The organism is Terasakiella pusilla DSM 6293 (genome assembly GCF_000688235.1).
Classification (GTDB): domain Bacteria; phylum Pseudomonadota; class Alphaproteobacteria; order Rhodospirillales; family Terasakiellaceae; genus Terasakiella; species Terasakiella pusilla.
This window is the reverse complement of the sequence record NZ_JHYO01000002.1, coordinates 25665-47193: the sequence shown is the minus strand read 5'-3', so window position 1 is coordinate 47193 and position 21529 is coordinate 25665. Positions and strand designations below refer to the sequence as shown.

The following is a 21529-nucleotide window of genomic DNA, read 5'->3' as shown; positions in this document are numbered from 1 at the left end:
GATTTATTCCCCCAAAACGTTGGCAGTTGTGGCAGCCGTCTGATTTTTTTGAGCTTCGATCCAGTCATACCAATCCTTCATCCCTTCCCCCGTTTTGGAGGAAAGCTGGAAGACCTTGATCTTCGGATTGATCTTGCGCGCATTTTCAAGACAGGCCTCCACATCAAAATCCAGATAAGGTAACAGATCCGTCTTGGTCAGGATCATGATATCGGCGGCATGGAACATATCGGGATATTTAAGGGGCTTATCCTCCCCTTCCGTCACCGACAGGATCACGACCTTATGGGCTTCCCCCAGATCAAACCCGGCAGGGCACACCAAATTGCCAACATTTTCGATAAACAGGATGGAATTGTCAGCAACGCCTAGACTTTCCAGCCCATGCCCGACCATATGGGCATCCAGATGACAGCCTTTGCCCGTATTGATTTGCAAGGCGGGGACTTCGGTTGCGCGGATACGTTCCGCATCATTGGCGGTTTGTTGATCGCCTTCGATGACATACAGACTGTGATCGTTTTTCATATCCGTCAAGGTGCGGGTCAGCAAGGTGGTTTTGCCGGACCCGGGTGAGGAGACGAGGTTGAGTGTAAAGATCGACTGAGCCGCAAACTGCGCACGGTTTTTATCGGCGTACCTGTCGTTTTTAGACAGAATGTTTTGTTCAATCTCCACCATGCGGCTTTGGGACAAGCCGGGGGCGTGGGCGTGAGCAGGCCCATGACCATAATGATGGGTATGCCCGTCCACATGCACATGGGAATGGTCATCGCCGTGATGATGATCGTGCGCATGATCATGGTGGTGATGATCGTGGTCATGATGGTCATGGTCATGGATGAGGTCCTGACCGTCGATCTTTGCCTCACCGGGGGCACACCCGCAAACTGTACACATTAGTTGACCTCCATGTCTTTGATCCTGAGTTCATCCCCAGAGCTGACTTGTAATTGGTGCCCGCCACATTTGGGGCACGCTTCATATCGTTCATTAATCTGGACGGTGTCGGCACATTCCATGCACCATGCCTGCCCTTTGGTTTCGATAATTTCCAGCACGCAGTTCTCGGCCAGTGTGTTGCGGGTGACGACCTCAAAACCAAAGCGCAAGGCTTCCAGTTCCACACCACTAAAGGGGCCGATTTCAAGGCGCACTTTTTCGATCTTGGTAAAGTTTTGTGCCTGTGCCTGATCTTCCATGATCTGCAGGATACTTTCGCAAATGGACATTTCGTGCATCAGTGGACCCTCACATCATACTGGACGCAGGGATCAATCGCGCGAATGAGGATACCTGCTTTTTCTTTCATCTCGTCAGCATTTTGCGCTGTTATCTCTTTCAACTTTTCCACGGCGATGGAGCTTGCGTGGAAATTCCAATGTGTCGGTGACAGGATTTTATAATCGCAAACCTTTTGTCCTGCCAGCGTGATCACATGATAAAGCCGCCCGCGCGCCGTTTCCAGACTTGAAATCGCCTGCCCCTCGCCCATGCATGTCGTCTGACACAAACCCTCATGCGTTCTCCCCTGCCCGTCCAAAAGCGCACGCATTTGTTGGGGGAGCATCGCAAGTTCGATCAATCGCGCCACATAGCGCACCAAGACACCGCGCCCATAATGGGCGAACAAGGCTTTAATCAACGGATGGTCTTTCTGGCGCGCCAACGCGCCTGTCTCCACCGCTTGCCCATCAATCAAAGGCGAGGCCCGAAAGGAAGCTTTATTCACCCTTTCAAACATCAACGCACCGGACAGAGCACCTAAAGCGACAATCTGGTTATCGTCTGGTGCACCTTTTTCAAGGGACCACAAATGGGTCAGCAAACGTGCCACCCCACTTACGGATGTCTGCGTCCAATTCTGTAAAGTCGCAACATCGCTGATGTTTTGCCAATCCATGAGCAAGCGATCAAACACGGTGTGCACCAGATAGCCCTCAATTTCGTTGATAAGTTCATTGAGCCTATCCTGATCCAAATCGACGGAGACAAACAGATCAAAGGGGTTGCCCTCCCCAAATCCGGCCTCACTCAACCGTGCTCGCCAGTCCTGAGTTGCGGCAAACCGGGACAAGCCGGGTTTGTCACCGCACAAGGTTGCGGCTTCCATCAACAAACGCAGGACATATTCCCGACCTTTTTCCGCCAATACCAGCAACGCCCGCGCCGATGCGCGCTGTCGATCAAACGCCGCATCAGCTCGTAAAATCGTTTCCGCCGTCTGGGTCGCCACGTACCCTTGCGCCGCCCCACAGACACTAAACAGCAACGGAATTTTTTGCACGACATCGGTAATATCCTGCCCGACAAAGTTACTCGCCAAGTCACCGGGCAGTTGGGCTTTTAACTGCACCTCCCCTGTCGTGCGGGTGATATCAAAACTCAGGCGCTGTTCCATCACGCTTGCGTCCCTTCATCCACAGCAGGCACGGGTTGTGTCTTCTTCATCCCTAAGAAAGATCGGCGTGACAGGTCGGGTTCTTCGCCTTTGGCTAACGATCCCTCGACAGGTGGCTGCTGCGCTTCTTCAACGTCTTCATCGCGTGACCAAATCTCTTCCATGCGTTTGCTGTTTTCGCGCTCCACATCCAGCTCGTCAATCTCGGCAGGTTTCATGGCAATTTCCAAAACGCCGCGCGCGGTCAACACAGCGGTTTCCTGATCACCAAAATCAAACATGGGGGAATAGAGCGAACAGCTATAATATTTCCCGATCAGACTGTCTTCACCGAAAATGAACTCAAACTGTCCGGCGGGAAAATCAAAGGAGCGTTTATCGCCGATCTCTTTGTCCCACACACTTGGATCTTCCACCTGATCCGGCACCAACATCAGGTTCATGAACCAGGGCGTAATGACCACGCCCAGCCACATGCCCTGATACAATCGAAAATCCACCGCCTGCACCTCAAGGCACGCGTTCAGGATCGGCACGCCGTCCATGCGTTCGCGCTCAATCAGGCGATAAGCTGTTTCAAGTTTCAGTTCGATTTTTGATGCCGGTGTGATCATTCGGCCACCACCATAAAGTCTTCGCGCCGCCCATCACAGTTTGGGCAGCTCCAATGGTCCGGCAGTTTTGAAAACGGTGTGCCTGCCGGGATTTGCCAATAGTCATCCCCTTCTTTCGGGTCATAGACATGCCAGCAGATTTTACATTCCAAAACCGCATCATCTTCGATTTTGGAATTATCGCCGCCATAGGATCCGCCGGAAAAGGACAGGTTCATGTATAAACCTCCATAATCTCGTGCAGGCGTTCTGCGCTGTCTTCGATATCTTCTTGGGCGGCACGGACCACGTCAGGCAAATCCACAATTTCGATGGAGTTGAGGATCGTTGCGTCTTGGGAGTTAAAATACTGCACCCACCAGACATTTTTCGTCTGCGTGGACGACACACGACAGTTGCCATAGCCGCGCGACAGGATGATGGTATTGCCCACCCCCAGCTTATCAGCCAGATAGGCCACATCTTCATCAGTTTGTGGCAGGAGCGTCAGGTTGATGGCATGGGCCGGATCACCGACTTTATAGTTTGCCATGCGGTCTTTGATCTCGGCTAAGACAGGGCGCGCGTTCATCACCCCTGCCGGACAGTCGTCATCCAGTGTCAGCGTGTCTTTTGCCTGCTTGAACGTCTCTGCCATGATGGTGTCGGGATAGGCCGCGACTTCGATTTTATCTTTGATCTGGGTGCTGTCTTCCTGCGCCTCAATCACCCGCCAGACGCCCGCCAGCACAGACTCTTGGGCTTGAAACTTAGTGCCGCACACGATGGAGACTTCGCCTTCACCCAAAATCTGATTGACCAAACCAAGGTCCAACGGGGCCAAGGCGTTGAGGGCATACGTCAACGAAGGTGTGCCGACTTTATAGTCATCCAGGTCGTCTGCGAGTTTGTTCAAGACCGCTTTGCCTTCGTCCATGCCGATCGTATCTTCCGGTTCCGGGGCCATGGGTAAGGCAAAGGTCGCCATATCGCGCGGCATTTCCATATAATCAAGGGTGGTGCCGTCTATGCTATCTGCTTGAGTGCCAGGACCGACCAAGCCGGGAATTGCGTTTGTCATATTCTTAAAACCTTCTATCTGGGGGAGCGCTTATTCAGCGGCATCTGTTTTTTGCGCAGGCGTGATGATCTCTTTAATCTGGTTGATAAAATCGGTCCAATCGTGGACACCGGACAAAGTGCCCAGCACCTCATTACCTTTTAAAAACACAAGGGTCGGCAGCAGGACAAAGCCATACTTCCCCTGAAACAAGGCTTCTTGGTCGCGCGATGCAACGCAAGGGGCAAACGCGCCTTTAAATTCTTTCACCAGTTCCGGCAGGATCACGGCAAGGTCATTGACCGTGCTGACCCGTTTGTAGTCACCCGCAACCAACAGGGCGACCATATCGTTTTCTGCGCAGAACGCTTCCAATGCAGCCTCGTCAACGACGGGCATTTTTTCGCGTTCAATCACGGATTCAAGAAGGGGGGAAAACATATTTTTACTACCTCTATTTATTTCACAAGGTCGGGAAAGTATTTTTCGACCTGCACATTTCCTGTCATGGCTTCTTCTAAGGCTGCCAGCGCATCACTAATTTGTTTGGCGGTGGTTTCGTCCAGCACCTCGCGCGCAGCCCCTAAAAAGGTCAGCACCCACGTGCCTTCGGGTTGTTCCCCCGTCAACATGGTGTCAATGGTGTGACGCGCGCCTTTCGCATCTTCGCAGATGGATTGAAACAGGCCGCTTTCAACGACCTTCATAGGGACACCGATGCACATCAGACTTTCACCCCAAAGATGCGTCCGTCCGGCGTCTCTGCAAGGACAGCTTCCAGTTCACGATCAAAATTTTCAGGGGCTTTCCAGCGCTCATCCACGATCAGGCGTTCATCGCCCACACGACAGGCCGCTTCTTCGGCAGGACGTTCATTTTCATACCGTTCAATCTGCATGACCTGACAGCCAAGGGTGTGCTGTTCACTTAACGGGACCGGACGTTTGCGCGCCGTGATGCCCAGCTTTTCCAGATAGGACAAAGCAGCCTCAATCGACGGGTCGATCTGTTGTTTGACCACGTCGCGCAGACTGCCGCCATAATCTTCCAACTCTTCCGGCTGGACACCGATCAGGTAAAGATGCTCCGGCGCTTCATCAAACATTTCTGCCATCGCCAGCACTTCCTGAAAGCCGGTCTGGTGCAGGCTGACTTTTTTTGCCCCCAAAAAGCGCGGCACTTCCGCGCCTTCCACCAATTTTAGCGTGCCCGGTGCCAGCCCGTAATCCACCGCATCAAACACCACCAGCACGTCACTGTCGCGCACATGCTGCACAAGGTAAATCCCTTGAGTGCCGCCATCCATCAGCTTGACAGTGTCATCAAATTCATAGCGGCGGTGCAGTTCTTCCACGGCACGTACGCCAAACCCTTCATCCGCCCACAGCAAATTGCCAATCCCCAAGATCAGGACATTTTTTTGGGCGCTGTCTTCTGTCATCGCACGCCGTCTCCCTGTAAATTAACTTTACGATTTTTCTATCCACCGTAAAGCAAAGAGCAGGCCAATTTACCTAACCCTTTGTTATTTAAAATATTTATAAAAAAGGCGCCCTAAAAAAGACGCCAAAATAAAAGAAACCTTCCAGTTAAACTTAAAAACTGGAAGGTTTCTTTTCACTTAGATTGTAAAGGAGTGCCGAACAGTGGATCAGTCGTCCTTGCGAGAGTCCTTAAAGGTGCGCCAGCCGGAAATCATGGTGCCGATCAAGGATTGGCGGGACATGATATCTTCACGCAAAGCCGCATAAATGTGGGTGATCGCAAAACAGATCAAAATCCACATCACCAGCCTATGCCATGTATGGACATCCTGACTTTGCCCAAACAGCGGAATAATCCAGCTTGAGAAATAGTCAAACTGCCATGAATCCATGCCCGTGCCTTCGCCATAAAGTGCAAGGCCGGTCAGGATCATAAACACCATCCCCCACAGGAAGACAAAATACATGATCAACGCTGCAAGCGGGTTGTGGCCTTCATACTTTTTAGGTTCCGGTACAATAAAGGCATACCAGAGCAATTCATGCACCACCCCTTGCCAAAAACCGAGCTTATGGATCGGCGGCAGGAAGATTTGGCGCGCATGCTTATTGCCCACAAACGCCCAATACACACGGCCGGCAAAACCGACCATCAAGATGTAGGCCGAGGCAAAATGTATCCAGCGCACATAGCCCATGATGTAATGATCGCTCGCTTCCCCCTGCACAGACGGGAACGGCTTGCCGATCAGATAGCCTGTGATGCACAAAGCCACAATCGCAAACGCATTGACCCAGTGCCAAAGACGCACGGGCGCTTCGTAAATATAATGCGCTTCTTCTTTATGTGCCGTTATTTTGGTACTCATATCGCACCTCCCTAGCGGACTTTGACCACTGCCAGCTCGTCACCATCTTCGGACATAACGTGTGTGGAACACGCAAGGCACGGATCAAAGCTATGCAGGTTACGCAGAATTTCCACAGGTTCTTCCGCACGTTCAACCTTTGTGTTCAACAACGCCGCTTCAAACGCGCCGATATTGCCTTGGTTATCACGCGGCGAGCCGTTCCATGTGGTCGGGACGATACATTGATAGTTTTCAATCTTTGTATCTTTAATGCGGATCCAGTGACCCAACGCCCCGCGCGGCGCTTCGGTAAAGCCCACACCCTTCACTTCGCTCGGCCATGTGCTGGGATCGAAGCTTTGTGTATTTGCTGTCGCCGTATCACCGTTTTTGATGTTGTTGATCAACTTATCCAGGAAGTACAGCTGCATATCCGCGCACCATTCAGACTCAAGCGCACGGGCTGCTGTTCGACCCAATGTGGAGAACAAGGCATCCACCGGCACATCCAGTGTCTTAAGCAGACCATTGACCTGTTCCGTGATGACCTCATGACCTTGGGAATAACCGATGATGTAACGTGCAAGCGGCCCGACTTCCATCGCATGACCTTTCCAACGCGGTGCTTTGATCCACGAATATTTCGCGCTTTCATCCAGCTCCTTAATATTGGTTTTGGTCCCTTTAAAGTTAGCCCCCAGTTCAAAGTTCGGTTCCGTCAATCCATCCCAAGGGTGCAAGCCTTTGGCTTCATCAGGGTAGGAATACCAAGAATGCGGCACGAATTCCTGAATTTCGTTCGGGTCACGCAGATCAACCTCATGGACTTCTTCCAGCTTGCCGTTGATGATTGCACCGCGCGGCATCATCAGGTTGGCTGGGGAATAATCATTGGCACGATCCGGGATATCCCCGTAAGACAGCACGCTTTGGTTAGAGATACCGCCGCCGTACAGCCAATGTTTATAAAAGCCGCCAATCGCGATCAGGTCAGGGATGTAAACGTCTTTGATGAACTTTTTCGTGCGCTCGCAAATGGAACGGACATAGTTCAGACGCTCCATATTAATCGGGGCGCCCGCACCGTCCATATTGATGGCACACGGCACACCGCCGACCAACCAGTTCGGGTGCGTGTCTTTCCCGCCGAAGATGGTACGAACGGTCATAATCTCTTTCTGGAAGTCCAAGGCTTCCAGATAGTGCGTGACCGCCATCAAATCCGCTTCTGGCGGCAACAGGTAAGCCGGATTTGTCCAATAGCCGTTTTTAAATGGTCCCAACTGACCACTTTCCACAAACTTGCGGATACGTGTCTGCACATCGCGGAAATAACCCGGTGAGGATTTTGCGTGGCTGGGCGACACTTTCATCTGCAACTCAGAGGTTGCCTTCGGGTCCGCCTTCAGCGCATTGACCGGGTTCACCCAATCCAGCGCATGCAGGTGATAGAAGTGCACCAAGTGATCATGAATTTGCAGGGAAAGCTGCATGATGTTACGGATGGAGTTGGCGTTATCCGGGATTTCAATCTTCAACGCATCTTCCACCGCACGCACAGAAGTCAAGGCGTGCGTCCCTGTGCACACCCCACAGATCCGCTGGGTAAAGGCCCACGCATCACGCGGGTCGCGCCCTTTCAGGATCACTTCCAGACCGCGCCACATGGTGCCTGTAGACACCGCGTTGCGGATAATATTGTCGGAATCGATGTTCACTTCACAACGCATGTGACCTTCAATCCGTGTCACCGGATCGATAACAACGCGTTGACCTGACGTGTCCAGCGAAAAACCATTTGGTGTTGTTACGGTAGACATTACGCGTCATCTCCTTTTTGCGCTATGCGTTTAACTGTACTTGCAGCAGCATGGATCGCTGCCGCCCCGCCGACGACAGCAGCCGCTGTCCCGCCGATTTCGTCCGCATCCGCTTCAATGCCAAAACCATGTACGTTGGACAGGCGCTCATAAAAGCTGCCCTTATCCCAGAAACCGTCTTCAGAACAGCCGATACAAGGGTGACCTGCTTGGATCGGGAAGGACAAACCACCGTTCCAGCGGGTGCTGGCACAGGCGTTATATGTGGTCGGGCCTTTACAGCCGACTTTATAAAGACAGTAGCCTTTGCGCGCGCCTTCATCGTCAAATTCTTCCACAAACTGACCCGCATCAAAGTGCGGACGGCGATAACATTTGTCATGGATACGCTGGGAATAGAACATTTTCGGACGCCCCTGCGAGTCCAGCGCGGGTAGCTTTTCAAAGGTCAGAATGTACGTAATCACCGCCGTCATCACTTCGGAAATCGGCGGACAGCCCGGCACCTTGATGATCGGCTTGTTTGCCAGACCCGGTACTTTATGAACCGGTGTTGCCCGTGTCGGGTTAGGACGGGCCGCCTGTACACAGCCCCATGACGCACAAGATCCCCACGAAATAATCGCCTTGGCATGTTCGGCAGTATGCTTGAGTTGCTCAACAAACGGTTTGCCGTTGATGATACAGTACATGCCATCTTCGTTCAGCGGCGGGTTGCCTTCCACGGCCAGAATGAAGTTGCCGTCATATTTCTCGATGGTTTCCTGAATGATGGCTTCAGCCTGATCGCCCGCCGCTGCCATGATGGTATCGTCATAATCCAACGAGATCATGGACAGGATCACATCTTTTGCCAACGGGTGTGCAGAACGGATAAAAGATTCAGAACAACAGGTACATTCCAGACCATGCAACCATAAGACGGGGATACGCGGCTTGGTCTCCATCGCATGTGCAATTTTCGGCGCAAAGCTTGGACCTAAGCCCAAAGCCGCAGCCGCCAGACTGCAATATTTTAAAAAACTGCGACGCGTAATACCTTGCCTACGCATCACCTCGTAAAACGTTTCATGCATCTTCATGCCTCCCTAAAAATCTATGCGCCTGCTTGGGCGATAAGGAAGCAATTAGCAATTATAATGCCATTTAATAAGGCATTGATATTAAAAATATAATTTAAGATGCAACAGCTCAACACCCCAACCCACCTACCAAGGTGGACAGCAGATTGAAAACTTTCTTTCCAGTCCCGACCCCGTCACATTGAAACAATAAAACGGTAGTGACATACCCCGTCATATCAACCCTTGGAGGTGTTTAGATTTATCACTTTCCCTTCAACAGAAAAATATTCTAAACTCCGGCAGAAATCATTGATGAAATTACTTATGTTATTGAAAAAACATAAGTTTATTAAAACCTTTGGGAGTCTTACATGAAGTTCAAATCAATTCTTGGGGCCGGCCTGATGGTCGCGGCGGCTTTTTCTACATCTGCACAAGCTGAAACCCGCATCACCTATAAATCAGCAAAAACCTCTTCATCCTACTTCCAAATGGGTGTTCAGATTGCCGAAGCCCTCAAAGAAGGCTCAAACGGTGAGATCATTGTCACTGTAGAAGAAAGTCAAGGTTCCGTTCAAAACGTGATGGAGGCCGTGCGCCGTGACAACAACTATGTCTTCACCACACCGCCCGCGCTTGTCAACCTTGCGCAACAAGGCAAGGCGATGTTTGAAAAACGCGCTAACCCGAAATTTGCAGACATCCGCGCCCTGTTCCCGATCCCGTCTTTGACCATGCACTTTGTTGTCCGCGCCGATAGCGGCATCAACAGCTTTGCAGATATGGAAGGCAAAAACATTCTGATCGGTAAAGGGTCTTTTGGTGCCCGTGAAGGCGCAAAATACCTGCAACTGTTTGGCCTTGAAGGCAAAGTCGAGTTGGCAAACGTTGAACTGTCCAACGCCGTTGCCGCCCTTAAAAACAAACAGATCGATGGCTTTGTTACCTCAGGGTCCTTCCCGGCACCAAACGTCATTGAAGCAGCAGCAAGTGCAGACGTTAAACTTCTGTCCCTCAGCGACGAACAAATCGCACAAACCAAACGCACCAAACTGATGATCCCTGCCCATACCTACACAGGTCAGGATGCAGACGTTGCCACAACATCCCTGCCGGTTGTTGCCTATACAACAACAGCGATGGATGATGAAACCGCTTACCTGTTGACCAAAACATACTGGCAGCAGAAAGAAAAAATGGGCGCAAATGCGGCTTGGTGGAACGGTGTTTCTCAGGATTTCCTGCAAAATATCACAGGTAAAATCCACCCGGGTGCGGCTAAATATTATGCGGAACAAGGTGTCACACTGTCTGACGCCCAAAAATAAGTTCCCATAATCACGCCTTATAAGCACAGTTACAGCAGGACATTATGTTGTCAGCACAAAATGACACACCCAAGCTTGCCAGTCGTCTGATCTGGACAGGCTTGGGGGCCGTTTCAATTCTCTTCCATCTCGGTCTGATCTTTTCGGGCCTGATCCCCAATCTTGTCAGCCGCCCGTTGCATCTGGCCCTTGCCCTGCCTTGGGCCTTGGTCATGGTCGCCAAAAACCCAACAGAACGGTTGATCGGGATCATCCTTAGTCTGCTGGGGCTGGCGGCAACCCTTTATATCGTCGTCTATCAAGACGTTTTGGGGGACCAGTACGGGTATCTGGAAGGGAACCTGCAAATTATTGTCTCGGTCGTCCTCATTCTGATTGTGCTTGAAATGACACGGCGCGCCATCGGCTGGCCCATGCCACTGGTGGCGCTGATTGCCTTGGCCTACGGGCTCTGGGGGAGTCACCTGCCCGGCGAGTTTGGTCATCCGGGCATGCCGCTGGAAAGTTTCCTCGGCACCCTGACCATCACCGAAGGCGGGCTTTGGGGCAAACTGACCGGTGTTTCTGTCAATATTGTCGCGATTTTCGTCATCTTTGGCGCGGTCCTCAATTCCGGGGAAGCAGGCCAAGGCTTCATGAACGTCGCAACCGCCGCCGCCGGACGGCTTAAAGGTGGGGCAGCGAAAGTCTCTGTCCTGTCGTCGGCGCTGTTTGGCTCGATCTCTGGCTCAGCTTCTGCCAACGTCGCGTCCACAGGGGCAATTACCTTACCCGCCATGACCCGGCTGGGCTACCCGCGTGCCTTTGCGGGTGCCGTTGAGGCCGTGGCCTCATCTGGTGGACAGATTATGCCCCCACTGATGGGGGCCGGTGCTTTTGTAATGGTGGAACTGACGGGCGTGCCTTATACCTCCATTATCCTAGCAGCACTTTTACCCGCCATCCTTTATTTCGCAACTGTCTGGTGCGGGATCAATGCCTTTGCCGGACGTCACAATCTGTCCGGTTTAAATAGCGCCGACACCCCTACCCTGCACACCGTCGCCATTACCTCTGCCTTCTTCCTCATCCCCTTTACAGTGTTGCTGGTCGGCATGTTTTGGGCGGGATATACACCGCAATATGCCGCGAGCCTGTCTATCCTCGCAGGGGCTGTCTTGTTGTTTATTGACGGCAAACTCAGTTTTGACTGGAAACGCACGCTCCTGCGTTTTGAAACCGTCTGTGTAACCGCAGGCAAGCAAATCGCGATGATTGCCGCCATCATCCTCTGTGCCTCCCTCATTATCGGGGTGTTGGGGATGACGGGTCTGGGCATCAAGCTAACCTCCTTCATCCTTGCCGGATCAAACGGTATGTTATGGCCGGCCTTGTTGCTGACCGCCATTGCCTGCCTGATCTTGGGGATGGAAGTCCCGACAACCGCGGCTTATGTGATTTGTATTTCGGTTGCGGGTCCAGCGCTTAACCAACTGGGCGTGCCGCTGTTACAAGCCCATTTATTTGTTTTCTGGTTTGCGCTCCTCAGCACCATCACCCCGCCTGTTTGTGGCGCAGTCTTTATCGCTGCCGGACTGGTGCAGGAAAATTGGCTGAAGGTGGCACTGTACGCCATGTCGCTGGGGATCGGACTTTACCTTGTCCCGCTTGCCATGATTGCCAACCCTGCCCTTGTCGGCCTGGAAGATACCCCAGGCGATGCCCTTCTCAGCTTCGCACAAGTCGGCCTTGGTCTCTTTGCCATTTCCTACGGTGTCATCTCTAAAAAAGCCGCTCTTCTCAGGCTCTTTCTCATTCTTGCAGGGGGCCTTATCCTCTTCGGCCTCCCGCTTTTATAAAATGCCCTTCTTCTGGTTAGGGGACATCTCTAACCAGAAGATAACTTGCCGACTTAGTACTTTCCCACACAGTTAAAGTACCTGAAGCAGGACATGCTCTTTATCGAGGGAGTTATAGAACTCAAGGCCGGAAAACCTATCTCCATCAATTACAACATCCCCTACATTGTATAGGGCCGGCGCGTACTCCTGTCTGCAATCACCGACGTGACCTTTTGGGGAGAACGACTTGTTCCCCCCTGTTGCGCAACCTGCTTAACACGTTTTAGCTCCTGAAAGGTCGCCTTGCGCACCAAACGTATGTAACCCTTCTTTTCTGCGCCGACCTGATCGCTTGACAACAAATTCCCCGGCTTCAAACCTACCGTTACAACGGTGCCATATCCTTCGTTCTTCCCAAGCCTATCACTGTTATGAACCATAAAACGCCCTTGCGGTGCATTGGGGAAAAAAGGCTCTTTAGCATTCAGCTTTGGTATTTTCTGGCAATTTAAACTGTGCTGCTTTGCCAGATCAGACGCAGACTTTCCCACCCCAAACAGTCCAATGTCTGCAGTAGGCTCTGCTGGGCGAAATGGCTTTGCCTCTAGGCAAGCTGAGACGGATTTTTGCTCCGCTAATGTAGGTAAGTGCCAATAACTCATCGGTGAATAAGTAAGCTCTCGGGTGATTTCATTTGCTTCCTTTCGAAAAGTCGCAAAATCCAAGCGACGCGGCTGACCTGTGCATGTCCCTTTTTCATAACGCATTCCCACCGGACACCGCATCCAAAGCAATCCATTATTGACGTCCACAACATAAGCATCCCATGCCACCAACCCTACGTTGGCTTTTGCCACAACAGTGTTAGATGCCATTTGCACATCGTTTTTTGCAGAATTTTGCACTGTAGCTTGAGTGTCAGGCTTCACGACAGACTCTGCAATCACGCGCTCCTCAGCTGCTGCAAAATAGAGGATAGCAGTGCTAAACCCCCAAGCCGCCAGCATCACAACCAGCCAAACCGGAATGACAATTTTCAGCACCTTAACAGGCTGAATACATCCGGCTTTATGTGCGGAATAATGCATAAATCCGAGGCTCAGAACCTCAAGAAAACCGAAACAAACAATAAGAACGAAAACCCTGGACACCGTAAAGCCCAGAATTAAGCTTATAACCACGACCAGACCAACAAGCAAAAGGCTCGGCACATATACAGGTAAAACAATGTGCCCCTTCTTTCGAATCGACCAAAATGCAAATGGGGCAACAGAAAGATAGAATAAAACGACGACAATCGCAGAATAGGCACCAAATTCGATCAGATGATCAAAAAATGACTGATTTGTTCCCGTTTTAATCAAACTAACCGTTAAAACTGCCAATGCAGTCAAGACAGACCACATAAAAACAGCATTTAAAATTGAAACTTTAAATTTCATGTAAAACAATCCCTTAAGGCAAAATCCATCCAAGAATTGTCTACCACACGCCATTCTCTACATTAAGATAAAAAAAACACAGTTCTTTGGATATTTTTTGCCGGAGTCGCCCCCTTCAAACCTAGAAATTGAAAGCCCCCCTTACTATATAACGCGTTTAGCAACTGAACGTGATTTCTAAGCCACACTTGTCACACCATTTTACGTTTTCTTGACCGGAATTGCGTTAAAATTAAAAATGTTACACAAATTTATGTATCTTTTGATATTCATTCAAAAAACATAATTTACTCTGAGAAATCACACTAAGGTTGCACGTAGCAAATGAATGCTCAACTACAATTTTTACTAGAAAAACCAGAAAACGGCGTCGTTCTTTTAGGCCAATATGAACCTTGGCTTGTCATTTTGTCCCTGCTGGTTGCTGTCTTCACTTCTAGCGTCGCCTTAGAAACTGCAACACAGATCAAGCACGCTGGCTCCAAACAAATGCAAAGCCTGTTGCTGCTGGTCGGCTCCTTTGCCATGGGCGGCGGGGTTTGGGCCATGCATTTTATTGGCATGCTCGCTTTTCAGATTTGTGGCAACACGGGCTACAACGTGCCAATCACCCTCTTATCCATGATCCCGAGTGTCCTTGCCAGCGCCCTTGCCCTTGTGATGTTGAGTGCAGACAGCCTGTCCTTCAAACGGATGCTCGGCGGCGGCACGCTGATGGGGGCCGGGATCGGGACCATGCATTATAGCGGTATGGCAGCAATGGAGATTTCCTCCAGCCTCTATTACGACCCTGTCATCTTTGGGCTATCCATCATCGTCGTGATTGCCCTTTCCGTCCTCGGTGTCTGGGTGCGCTTTGGCCTGAAACACTATTTCCCCAATCTCTCCCATTCCAAAATCGCCCTTGCCGGTGGATTTGTGCTCGGCCTCGCCGTCTCCGGGATGCATTATACGGGCATGAAAGCCGCTGTCTTTATCGGTGATGCGGCAGAATGTGAAACCTACAGCGTTGAATATTGGACCTTCCTTGCGGTTGCCATTGCCACCGTCACCATCTTCATTGCCTTTACAACCTTGGGCCTGAACCTGTTTGTGCGCCATCGCAACTTTAATCAGAACCTGCAACGCGAACAAAACCGCCAAGCCGCCATCTACAATACGGCTGTGGACGGTATTATCCAGATCGATCACCGCGGCAATATGCTGGAATATAACCCGGCTTGTGAAAAGATGTTCGGCTACAAGCGCGAAGAAGTACTGGGCAAAAACGTCAAGATGTTGATGCCGGAAAATCACAGCCGCAATCATGACGGTTACCTGAACCATTATCAAGAAACCGGTGAGAAGAAGATCATCGGCATCGGTCGTGAGGTCATGGGCCTGCGCAAAGATGGCAGCCAGTTCCCGTTGGAACTCTCCGTCGGGGAAGCCGCAGACCCCAGCGGCAGCATGTATATCGGTATCTTGCGCGATATTACAGAGCGCAAACAAATGGAAGAACAGCTCCTCAGCGCCATCAACGAAGCCCAGCAGGCCGTTGAATCCAAAACCGCTTTCTTGACCAACATGAGCCACGAAATCCGCACCCCCATGAACGCCATCATCGGCTTTGTCGAAGTTGTGCTGTCTAAAAAACTGGATGACGAACAACGTCGCCAGCTTGATATCGTGCATCATTCCGCGCGCTCCCTGCTGCGTCTGCTGAATGACATTTTAGATACGGCCAAGCTTAACCAACATGCCGTGGAACTGGAACTGCAACCGTTTGACCTGCCGCTGTTTCTAGATGAGATGCTGTCTGTCTTTAACAATAACGCCCGCAACAAAGGCCTGAACTGGCATGTTGAATGGGACGAAAACATGCCCCCTTGTTACCTTGGGGACTTGACCCGTATCCGTCAAATTTTGATCAATCTGATCGGCAACGCCATCAAATTCACCGAAAAAGGTCAGGTCAAACTCACGGCAAAACGTGTGGACGACCATGTGATCTTTGAAGTCAGCGACACCGGTATCGGTATCCCGCAAGATAAGATCGAAGAAATTTTCACCCCTTTCGCCCAAACCGATGCCTCCATTACCCGACGTTTTGGCGGAACCGGCCTTGGGACCTCGATCGCGCGTCAATTGACCGAACTGATGGGCGGAAAGATCGAAGTGGAAAGTGTTGAGAACCTTGGCAGCCTTTTCCGAGTCAAACTGCCTTTAGAAATCTCGGAATGTCCGGTCAGCTTTACCTACACGGGGGACGACAGCACACGCTATCAAATCACCCCGCGTAAAATCCTCATTGCAGAAGATGTCAGCGCCAATGCCGAGCTTTTAACCCTCCGCCTCAAAGAAAACGGTCATTCCGTCGTTTGGGTCCAAAATGGTCAACTCGCCTTTGACGCGGTCCAGAACGGCCATTTTGATCTGGTGCTGATGGATGTGCAAATGCCGGGAACGGACGGCTTGACCGCCACCCGCTTGATCCGTAAATGGGAACAAAAAAACAACGCAGGCCACCTACCTATCATCGCCCTGACCGCCGGTGCGTTTCAGGAAGACCGCAAGGCGGCCGATGATGCCGGGATGGACGGCTTCGTCACCAAACCCATTCAGTTTGATATGCTGTTTGCCGAAATCGCACGTGTCCTCAATGAAGAAGTGACCTCCATTCCAGCCGCAACACCTGTTGAAGATTTACTCTCGGGCCTCCAGAACCTGAGCGATATCAATGTGACGGAAGGTCTGGCACGTTGGGGGAATGCCAAAGCGTATCGTGACAACCTGCTGAGCTTCGCCCAACAGTTCCGCGATTTTGACCAACAGATCGCAGAAGCACTCTGCGCCGGTCAGACAGAAGATGCCCAACACCTTGCCCATCGCCTCAAAGGGGCGGCAGGCAATTTGGCCATCACCAATCTGACCCAATGTGCGATGGAGATTGAAACCTCCCTGCATCAGGGTGAAACCGATCTGGATGACCTGTTAAAAGCCCTCACCACAGGTCTTAGAACAGCCCTTGCAGATATTGGCCTGCTGAACGAGCATCTGGAAACCCAGAAACCGATTTGCCAAGCAAGCCCTCAATCTGAACGATTAGCCAGCGATACCCTCGCGCACTTAATCAAGGCGCTTCAAGACAACCTGCTTCAAGGCTCGTTTGAGGAAGGCCTGCTCAAACAGTTACGAGAGGGCATTGGGTCCGATGCCAAAGAAAAACCGTTCATCGATCTGGAAGAAGCCATCAATAACTTTGACTTCGACCCGGCGATTGAACATCTGATGGCGCTTGCCCAATCGGTCTGCCCGCAAGAATTTGAAGAAGGGGTCTTTAATCATGATGCATAAAACCCTCTTGTCCCTGGCGCTTTTATTCACGTGGTTTTGTGTTGGCAGCACACCTTTAAAAGCACAAGAAGACACATGGCCCCTTCATATCCTCAGCATCCATTCCTATAGTTCGGAATATCCTTGGACACGCAACCAGCATGATGGGTTTATTGCCCATTTGCAGGAGCACCTCCCCCTGACCACTCATATCTCAAGCGAGTATCTGGATACAAAATTCCAGATACTCGATGACGAATATGCACAGGATTACGCCGATTTCATTCTGCGTAAATATGGCAACCGCACGCCGGATGCCCTGTATGTCACCGACGACAATGCCTATGTTTTTGCCAAGACCTATCTGCACCCCCATTTAGCAGACGTCCCCATCTTCTTTTCAGGGGTGAATGATACATCAGCACTAAAGCAAGACCCCGGATCAAACATCACCGGCGTGATCCAGCAGATCGATGTTGTCGAAAACCTGATGCTCCTTCAAACCTTGCAACCCAACGCCCGCCAATTGCTGGTGATCGGGGATACCACCCGCACGGCTGGCTTGATTGAAAAAGAGGTCAAACGCCAACTTGCCGACAAAGCGACCGGCATTACCTTGATTTTCAAACAAACGGCTTATCTGAATGACCTTCTCAACTTTCTTAAAAAGTACCCGGATACACCAATTCTACTGACATCCTTAGGCGCTTTACATGATAAAGACAGCCGCCTGCTGCAACTAAAGACCAGCATTCGCGCCCTCAGAGAAACCACAAAGGGGTTAATCCTGACCTTAAGTGATGCTGCCCATATCGAAGGCGTGCAGGCTGGCTATGTCACAAGTGGCTTACGGCAGGGACGGGCTGCTGCTCAGTTGCTCATTCAATGGGTGCAATTCGGCTCGTTGGATTTGGTCCCGCCTTTACAAAAAAGCCCGAACGAATACCTCTTTAACGAAACGGCCATGCAAGCAATCGGGCTCGACATTCCGCCCACCCTCAAGGGACAAGCCAAAATTACCGAGCCCATCCCCAGTTTTTTTGAGCGTCATAAATCCCTTTTACTGAGCCTTTGCGTCCTGATAAGCGGCCTGTTCCTCTTTACCGTCTTTTTACTTGTCATCAATATGGGAGAAAAATACGAATGACATCCCCGCAAAAGAAAATCCTTATCGTTGATGACGAACCGGTCAACTTGCAGGTTCTCAAGCAGATCCTGCAAGACAGCTATCAGTTGGTCTTTGCAAAAAACGGCCAGAAAGCTATTGAGTTTGCGCAAAAACAGTCCCCTGACCTGATCCTGATGGATATCATGATGCCGGATATGAACGGTTATGAAACCGTGCGACGGCTCAAGCAAGATGAGGCGACAAAAGGTATTCCGGTCATTTTCGTCACCGCGATGGTCGATGTGGAAGATGAAAAACTGGGCTTTGATGTGGGGGCTGTAGATTATATCTCCAAACCTGTCAGTGCCCCGATCGTACAGGCGCGTGTGCGCACCCATCTCTCCCTTGTACGCGTGGAAGAACTGCACGACACCCGGCTGGAAATTATCCGCCGTCTGGGCCATGCGGCCGAATTTAAAGATAATGAAACCGGCTTGCATGTTATCCGCATGAGCCATTATTCCATGATCCTTGGTCGTGCTGCAGGGATGGACGATGAAGAAGCCGAACGCCTGTTAAACGCCGCCCCCATGCACGACATCGGTAAAATCGGTATCCCTGACCATATCCTGCTCAAACCCGGCAAACTGGATAAAGACGAATGGGAAACCATGCAAAAGCACCCTGAGTTTGGCGCCCGCATTATCGGAGAGCATAAATCCCCGCTGCTCAAGCTCGCGTCCCAAATTGCCCTGACCCATCATGAAAAATGGGATGGTTCCGGCTATCCAAAAGGACTAAAGGGTGAAGAAATCCCGCTGGCAGGACGTATCGTCGCCATTGCAGACGTCTTTGATGCCCTGACCACCCAGCGCCCGTACAAAGAAGCTTGGCCCGTAGAAAAAGCAATCGCGCTAATCGAAGAAAATGCCGGTAGCCATTTTGATCCCGCTCTGGTCAACCTGTTCCTTCACTGCTTGCCCGAAATTCTAGATGTACGTGAACGCTGGAAAGAGGAATAATCACCTTTCCTCCCCTTTCCCCCCGTTACTTTGTGAACCCCATGTCCCTTGAACGTCTTTCCTGTAGTCTGTTTTTTATCATCTCCGTCCTGACTGTCCTTGCGGAAGTTCTGGGCAAGGAAGATCTCGCAAATATCGCAGTTGCCTGTGCAGTCCTCTATCTCGCAATTGAGTTCAGGCATATCAAACAGCTGGCAAAGATCATCGGGGGTATTCTGTTTCTCATCGGGGTTGTCTTTGCGATCATTGACGACAATCTGGGCCACCTGCTGTACACGGGGGTGCGCAAGACCCTGCCGTTTTTGTTGCTCTTTGCCTCCGTCACATGGTTGCAAGCGCCGTCCAATTATAGCCCCGCCCTGTTGTCCGTGCGTCAATATGTGGTTCAGCAACCAGCGGGACGACGGTTTTTCTTTCTATCCTTTGCCTCCCACCTGTTGGGGGCGGCCTTTAACCTTGCCAGCTTTTCCCTGCTCAGCCCCATGGTCCGCAATGTGTCGGACACTCTGCTGCAATCACGCCTTGTCCGCGCCATTTCCTTTGGATTTGGCACCGCGACCTGTTGGTCCCCGTTTTTTGTCGGCACCATGATCGTTTTAAGCCTCACGGACGGGGCAGACTGGATTGATGTGGCCCCCTATGGCTTTTCCATGGCCTTAGGGCTTCTGCTGCTCGGCTGGGCGCTTGATCGGCTCTATTTCAAACGCGGACAAGCTGAAACACCCTCAACCGCCCCGGCCCCTGTCTTTGATGCCGCCAAGTTCATCCGCACCTTACTGGTGCTGATCAGCCTGTTTGCCTGTGTCATCGCGGTTTCTGAACTGTTTGTCTGGACCATCTCGATTTCACTGGCGGTGGTTGCGCCCCTCTTTTCCATCATCTGGCTGTACACCATCACCCGCAAACAGGAAAGCAACCTGCCTTCCATTCTCTATAACGATATTTTCAAGAGCTTCCGATCCTTGCGCGGCGAGACCTTTCTGTTTACCAGCGCCAATATCTTTGGCGCCTGCTTTTCAGATTTCATCCAACAAACACCCCTTGATGTGCAGTCCCTGCTTGCGGGCTTGTCTCCCCATCTGATCCTCAGCCTGATCATGCTGGCGTTTTTACTGATCAGCGCCATCGGTTTGCATCCGGTAATCTTTGTAATCGTGCTCTCGTCCATCTTAACGCCGGAAAATACCGGCATTCCTCCGCTTGTCTTTGCACTGGCCTTGATTACCATGTGGGGACAGGGCACCAACGTGTCGCCCCTATCGGCGACCGTGATCTATCTGTCCAGCGTCACGGGCAAATCCAACTTTAAAATTGCGTGGGATTGGCACAGCGGTTTTTCCCTCTATGCCACGGTGATCCTGATAGTGGTTCTGAACCTGCTTCTCGCCCTCCTGAACTAAAGAGTGGCAACGAACGTGATAAATCACACCTTAAGTGTAATTCATTGATTTAATCTACACCCTGGGGCTGGTTTAGATTGACAGGTTTTTTATGAAAATTCATTGTAAATGCCACTAAAAAAAATACTCAACAGCACTCTTGAGAAACTACAGGCTTTATAATGACAAAAACGATTCTGATCGTTGAAGATAACGAAATGAACATGAAACTGTTCAACGATCTTTTACAGGCCCACGGCTATAACACCATACAGACCGCCACAGGGACACAGGCGAAAGAACTGGCCCTCCAGCACTCTCCCAACCTGATTATCATGGATATACAACTGCCCGATATTTCAGGGGCAGAGGCAACAAAAGACATCAAAGCCCATGACGACCTCAGCGAGATCCCGATCATCGCCGTTACCGCCTTCGCCATGAAGGGCGATGAGGAAAGAATTATGCAATCCGGCTGCGATGCTTATATGTCCAAGCCCATTTCCATAGCGGACTTTATCGGCGAGGTTCAAGGTTTTATCGGTAAATGACCCGAGCGTTCAGGCAATAAAAAAGGCTTTCGTATAACACGAAAGCCTTTTTTAATAAGGTATACGTCTGGTAAGAAACAAGATTATTTAATCTTCGCTTCTTTAAACAGCACGTGCTTGCGTACCACCGGGTCGTATTTGCGGAATTCCAGCTTCTCGGTGATGTTGCGCGGGTTTTTCTTAGTTACGTAAAAATAACCCGTGTCAGCGGTGCTTACCAGTCTGACCTGAATGGTGGTTGGCTTAGCCATCTTATCAAATCCTGTTGCAAAAATATTGCGCTTCGAGGCC

Annotated in this window: 21 protein-coding genes; 7 read left to right on the top strand and 14 right to left on the bottom strand. The window is 51.0% G+C overall.

Annotated elements, in window-relative coordinates; translation table 11 throughout:
• Positions 1 to 3: 3 nt before the first annotated feature.
• From hypB to Q397_RS0101525, 12 genes are all read right to left on the bottom strand, one after another.
• Positions 4 to 900, bottom strand: coding sequence for a hydrogenase nickel incorporation protein HypB (hypB, locus tag Q397_RS20535; RefSeq protein ID WP_051609601.1), 897 nt, complete (start codon positions 898 to 900; stop codon positions 4 to 6).
• A complete protein-coding gene (gene hypA, locus Q397_RS0101575; protein ID WP_028877925.1) occupies positions 900 to 1241 on the bottom strand; it encodes a hydrogenase maturation nickel metallochaperone HypA in 342 nt (113 codons plus the stop codon). The genes hypB and hypA overlap by 1 nt, the downstream gene beginning before the upstream one ends.
• A complete protein-coding gene (locus tag Q397_RS0101570) occupies positions 1241 to 2401 on the bottom strand; it encodes a nickel-dependent hydrogenase large subunit (RefSeq protein WP_028877924.1) in 1161 nt (386 codons plus the stop codon). Before Q397_RS0101570 ends, hypA begins: the two co-directional genes overlap by 1 nt.
• On the bottom strand, positions 2401 to 3015 hold the full coding sequence (gene hybE / locus Q397_RS23735) for a [NiFe]-hydrogenase assembly chaperone HybE (protein WP_051609600.1): 615 nt from the start codon (positions 3013 to 3015) through the stop codon (positions 2401 to 2403). The genes Q397_RS0101570 and hybE overlap by 1 nt, the downstream gene beginning before the upstream one ends.
• Positions 3012 to 3233 (bottom strand): rubredoxin, encoded by a 222-nt coding sequence (locus tag Q397_RS0101560; RefSeq protein ID WP_028877923.1) that lies wholly within the window; start codon positions 3231 to 3233, stop codon positions 3012 to 3014. Before Q397_RS0101560 ends, hybE begins: the two co-directional genes overlap by 4 nt.
• Positions 3230 to 4075, bottom strand: a complete 846-nt coding sequence (locus Q397_RS0101555; protein WP_028877922.1) for a hydrogenase expression/formation protein — start codon at positions 4073 to 4075, stop codon at positions 3230 to 3232. Before Q397_RS0101555 ends, Q397_RS0101560 begins: the two co-directional genes overlap by 4 nt.
• Positions 4076 to 4105: 30 nt before the next feature.
• Positions 4106 to 4495, bottom strand: coding sequence for a thioredoxin domain-containing protein (locus Q397_RS20525; RefSeq protein WP_051609599.1), 390 nt, complete (start codon positions 4493 to 4495; stop codon positions 4106 to 4108).
• A 17-nt stretch (positions 4496 to 4512) separates the two neighbouring features.
• Complete coding sequence (hypC, locus tag Q397_RS0101545; protein ID WP_028877921.1) at positions 4513 to 4779, bottom strand: HypC/HybG/HupF family hydrogenase formation chaperone; 267 nt, start codon at positions 4777 to 4779, stop codon at positions 4513 to 4515.
• The gene (locus Q397_RS0101540) at positions 4779 to 5495 is read right to left on the bottom strand and encodes a HyaD/HybD family hydrogenase maturation endopeptidase (RefSeq protein WP_028877920.1); all 717 of its coding nucleotides are present in this window, start codon (positions 5493 to 5495) and stop codon (positions 4779 to 4781) included. Before Q397_RS0101540 ends, hypC begins: the two co-directional genes overlap by 1 nt.
• A 210-nt stretch (positions 5496 to 5705) precedes the next feature.
• The gene (gene cybH / locus Q397_RS0101535; RefSeq protein ID WP_028877919.1) at positions 5706 to 6407 is read right to left on the bottom strand and encodes a Ni/Fe-hydrogenase, b-type cytochrome subunit; all 702 of its coding nucleotides are present in this window, start codon (positions 6405 to 6407) and stop codon (positions 5706 to 5708) included.
• Between the two features lie 11 nt (positions 6408 to 6418).
• Entirely contained in the window at positions 6419 to 8209 is a 1791-nt protein-coding gene (locus Q397_RS0101530) for a nickel-dependent hydrogenase large subunit (protein ID WP_028877918.1), read from the bottom strand.
• Complete coding sequence (locus Q397_RS0101525) at positions 8209 to 9285, bottom strand: hydrogenase small subunit (protein ID WP_028877917.1); 1077 nt, start codon at positions 9283 to 9285, stop codon at positions 8209 to 8211. The genes Q397_RS0101530 and Q397_RS0101525 overlap by 1 nt, the downstream gene beginning before the upstream one ends.
• Positions 9286 to 9644: 359 nt before the next feature.
• Here Q397_RS0101525 and Q397_RS0101520 point away from each other — a divergent pair, with 359 nt between their 5' ends.
• Together Q397_RS0101520 and Q397_RS0101515 are read left to right on the top strand one after the other, a co-directional pair.
• Positions 9645 to 10601, top strand: a complete 957-nt coding sequence (locus Q397_RS0101520) for a TAXI family TRAP transporter solute-binding subunit (protein WP_028877916.1) — start codon at positions 9645 to 9647, stop codon at positions 10599 to 10601.
• Between the two features lie 44 nt (positions 10602 to 10645).
• The gene (locus Q397_RS0101515) at positions 10646 to 12439 is read left to right on the top strand and encodes a TRAP transporter permease (RefSeq protein ID WP_051609598.1); all 1794 of its coding nucleotides are present in this window, start codon (positions 10646 to 10648) and stop codon (positions 12437 to 12439) included.
• Positions 12440 to 12600: 161 nt separating this feature from the next.
• Here the strand turns inward: Q397_RS0101515 and Q397_RS0101510 are convergent, their stop codons facing one another.
• The gene (locus Q397_RS0101510; RefSeq protein ID WP_028877914.1) at positions 12601 to 13863 is read right to left on the bottom strand and encodes a hypothetical protein; all 1263 of its coding nucleotides are present in this window, start codon (positions 13861 to 13863) and stop codon (positions 12601 to 12603) included.
• A gap of 324 nt (positions 13864 to 14187) precedes the next feature.
• Here Q397_RS0101510 and Q397_RS20520 point away from each other — a divergent pair, with 324 nt between their 5' ends.
• From Q397_RS20520 to Q397_RS0101485, 5 genes are all read left to right on the top strand, one after another.
• Complete coding sequence (locus Q397_RS20520) at positions 14188 to 17199, top strand: MHYT domain-containing protein (protein WP_051609597.1); 3012 nt, start codon at positions 14188 to 14190, stop codon at positions 17197 to 17199.
• On the top strand, positions 17189 to 18325 hold the full coding sequence (locus Q397_RS0101500; protein ID WP_028877913.1) for an ABC transporter substrate-binding protein: 1137 nt from the start codon (positions 17189 to 17191) through the stop codon (positions 18323 to 18325). Before Q397_RS20520 ends, Q397_RS0101500 begins: the two co-directional genes overlap by 11 nt.
• On the top strand, positions 18322 to 19308 hold the full coding sequence (locus Q397_RS0101495; protein ID WP_028877912.1) for a response regulator: 987 nt from the start codon (positions 18322 to 18324) through the stop codon (positions 19306 to 19308). The genes Q397_RS0101500 and Q397_RS0101495 overlap by 4 nt, the downstream gene beginning before the upstream one ends.
• Positions 19309 to 19349: 41 nt before the next feature.
• Positions 19350 to 20708: a hypothetical protein gene (locus Q397_RS0101490; RefSeq protein ID WP_028877911.1), complete on the top strand. Its 1359-nt coding sequence runs from the start codon at positions 19350 to 19352 to the stop codon at positions 20706 to 20708.
• 161 nt (positions 20709 to 20869) lie between these two features.
• Positions 20870 to 21238 carry a response regulator gene (locus Q397_RS0101485; protein ID WP_028877910.1) on the top strand — a complete coding sequence of 123 codons (369 nt, stop codon included), beginning with the start codon at positions 20870 to 20872 and terminating at the stop codon, positions 21236 to 21238.
• 83 nt (positions 21239 to 21321) lie between these two features.
• Here Q397_RS0101485 and rpmG read toward each other — a convergent pair whose 3' ends face one another.
• The gene (rpmG, locus tag Q397_RS0101480; RefSeq protein ID WP_028877909.1) at positions 21322 to 21489 is read right to left on the bottom strand and encodes a 50S ribosomal protein L33; all 168 of its coding nucleotides are present in this window, start codon (positions 21487 to 21489) and stop codon (positions 21322 to 21324) included.
• Between the last annotated feature and the right edge of the window lie 40 nt (positions 21490 to 21529).

Bases quoted from the DNA above. Each gene is read 5' to 3' on its own strand.
- Q397_RS0101560 (WP_028877923.1), bottom strand. From the start codon at position 3,233: ATGAACCTGTCCTTTTCCGGCGGATCCTATGGCGGCGATAATTCCAAA.
- Q397_RS0101495 (WP_028877912.1), top strand. From the start codon at position 18,322: ATGACATCCCCGCAAAAGAAAATCCTTATCGTTGATGACGAACCGGTC.
- hybE (WP_051609600.1), bottom strand. From the start codon at position 3,015: ATGATCACACCGGCATCAAAAATCGAACTGAAACTTGAAACAGCTTAT.
- Q397_RS0101520 (WP_028877916.1), top strand. From the start codon at position 9,645: ATGAAGTTCAAATCAATTCTTGGGGCCGGCCTGATGGTCGCGGCGGCT.
- Q397_RS20520 (WP_051609597.1), top strand. From the start codon at position 14,188: ATGAATGCTCAACTACAATTTTTACTAGAAAAACCAGAAAACGGCGTC.
- rpmG (WP_028877909.1), bottom strand. From the start codon at position 21,489: ATGGCTAAGCCAACCACCATTCAGGTCAGACTGGTAAGCACCGCTGAC.
- Q397_RS0101510 (WP_028877914.1), bottom strand. From the start codon at position 13,863: ATGAAATTTAAAGTTTCAATTTTAAATGCTGTTTTTATGTGGTCTGTC.
- hypA (WP_028877925.1), bottom strand. From the start codon at position 1,241: ATGCACGAAATGTCCATTTGCGAAAGTATCCTGCAGATCATGGAAGAT.
- Q397_RS0101525 (WP_028877917.1), bottom strand. From the start codon at position 9,285: ATGCATGAAACGTTTTACGAGGTGATGCGTAGGCAAGGTATTACGCGT.
- Q397_RS20525 (WP_051609599.1), bottom strand. From the start codon at position 4,495: ATGTTTTCCCCCCTTCTTGAATCCGTGATTGAACGCGAAAAAATGCCC.
- Q397_RS0101540 (WP_028877920.1), bottom strand. From the start codon at position 5,495: ATGACAGAAGACAGCGCCCAAAAAAATGTCCTGATCTTGGGGATTGGC.
- cybH (WP_028877919.1), bottom strand. From the start codon at position 6,407: ATGAGTACCAAAATAACGGCACATAAAGAAGAAGCGCATTATATTTAC.
- Q397_RS0101490 (WP_028877911.1), top strand. From the start codon at position 19,350: ATGTCCCTTGAACGTCTTTCCTGTAGTCTGTTTTTTATCATCTCCGTC.
- Q397_RS0101500 (WP_028877913.1), top strand. From the start codon at position 17,189: ATGATGCATAAAACCCTCTTGTCCCTGGCGCTTTTATTCACGTGGTTT.
- hypC (WP_028877921.1), bottom strand. From the start codon at position 4,779: ATGTGCATCGGTGTCCCTATGAAGGTCGTTGAAAGCGGCCTGTTTCAA.
- Q397_RS0101530 (WP_028877918.1), bottom strand. From the start codon at position 8,209: ATGTCTACCGTAACAACACCAAATGGTTTTTCGCTGGACACGTCAGGT.
- Q397_RS0101485 (WP_028877910.1), top strand. From the start codon at position 20,870: ATGACAAAAACGATTCTGATCGTTGAAGATAACGAAATGAACATGAAA.
- hypB (WP_051609601.1), bottom strand. From the start codon at position 900: ATGTGTACAGTTTGCGGGTGTGCCCCCGGTGAGGCAAAGATCGACGGT.
- Q397_RS0101515 (WP_051609598.1), top strand. From the start codon at position 10,646: ATGTTGTCAGCACAAAATGACACACCCAAGCTTGCCAGTCGTCTGATC.
- Q397_RS0101555 (WP_028877922.1), bottom strand. From the start codon at position 4,075: ATGACAAACGCAATTCCCGGCTTGGTCGGTCCTGGCACTCAAGCAGAT.
- Q397_RS0101570 (WP_028877924.1), bottom strand. From the start codon at position 2,401: ATGGAACAGCGCCTGAGTTTTGATATCACCCGCACGACAGGGGAGGTG.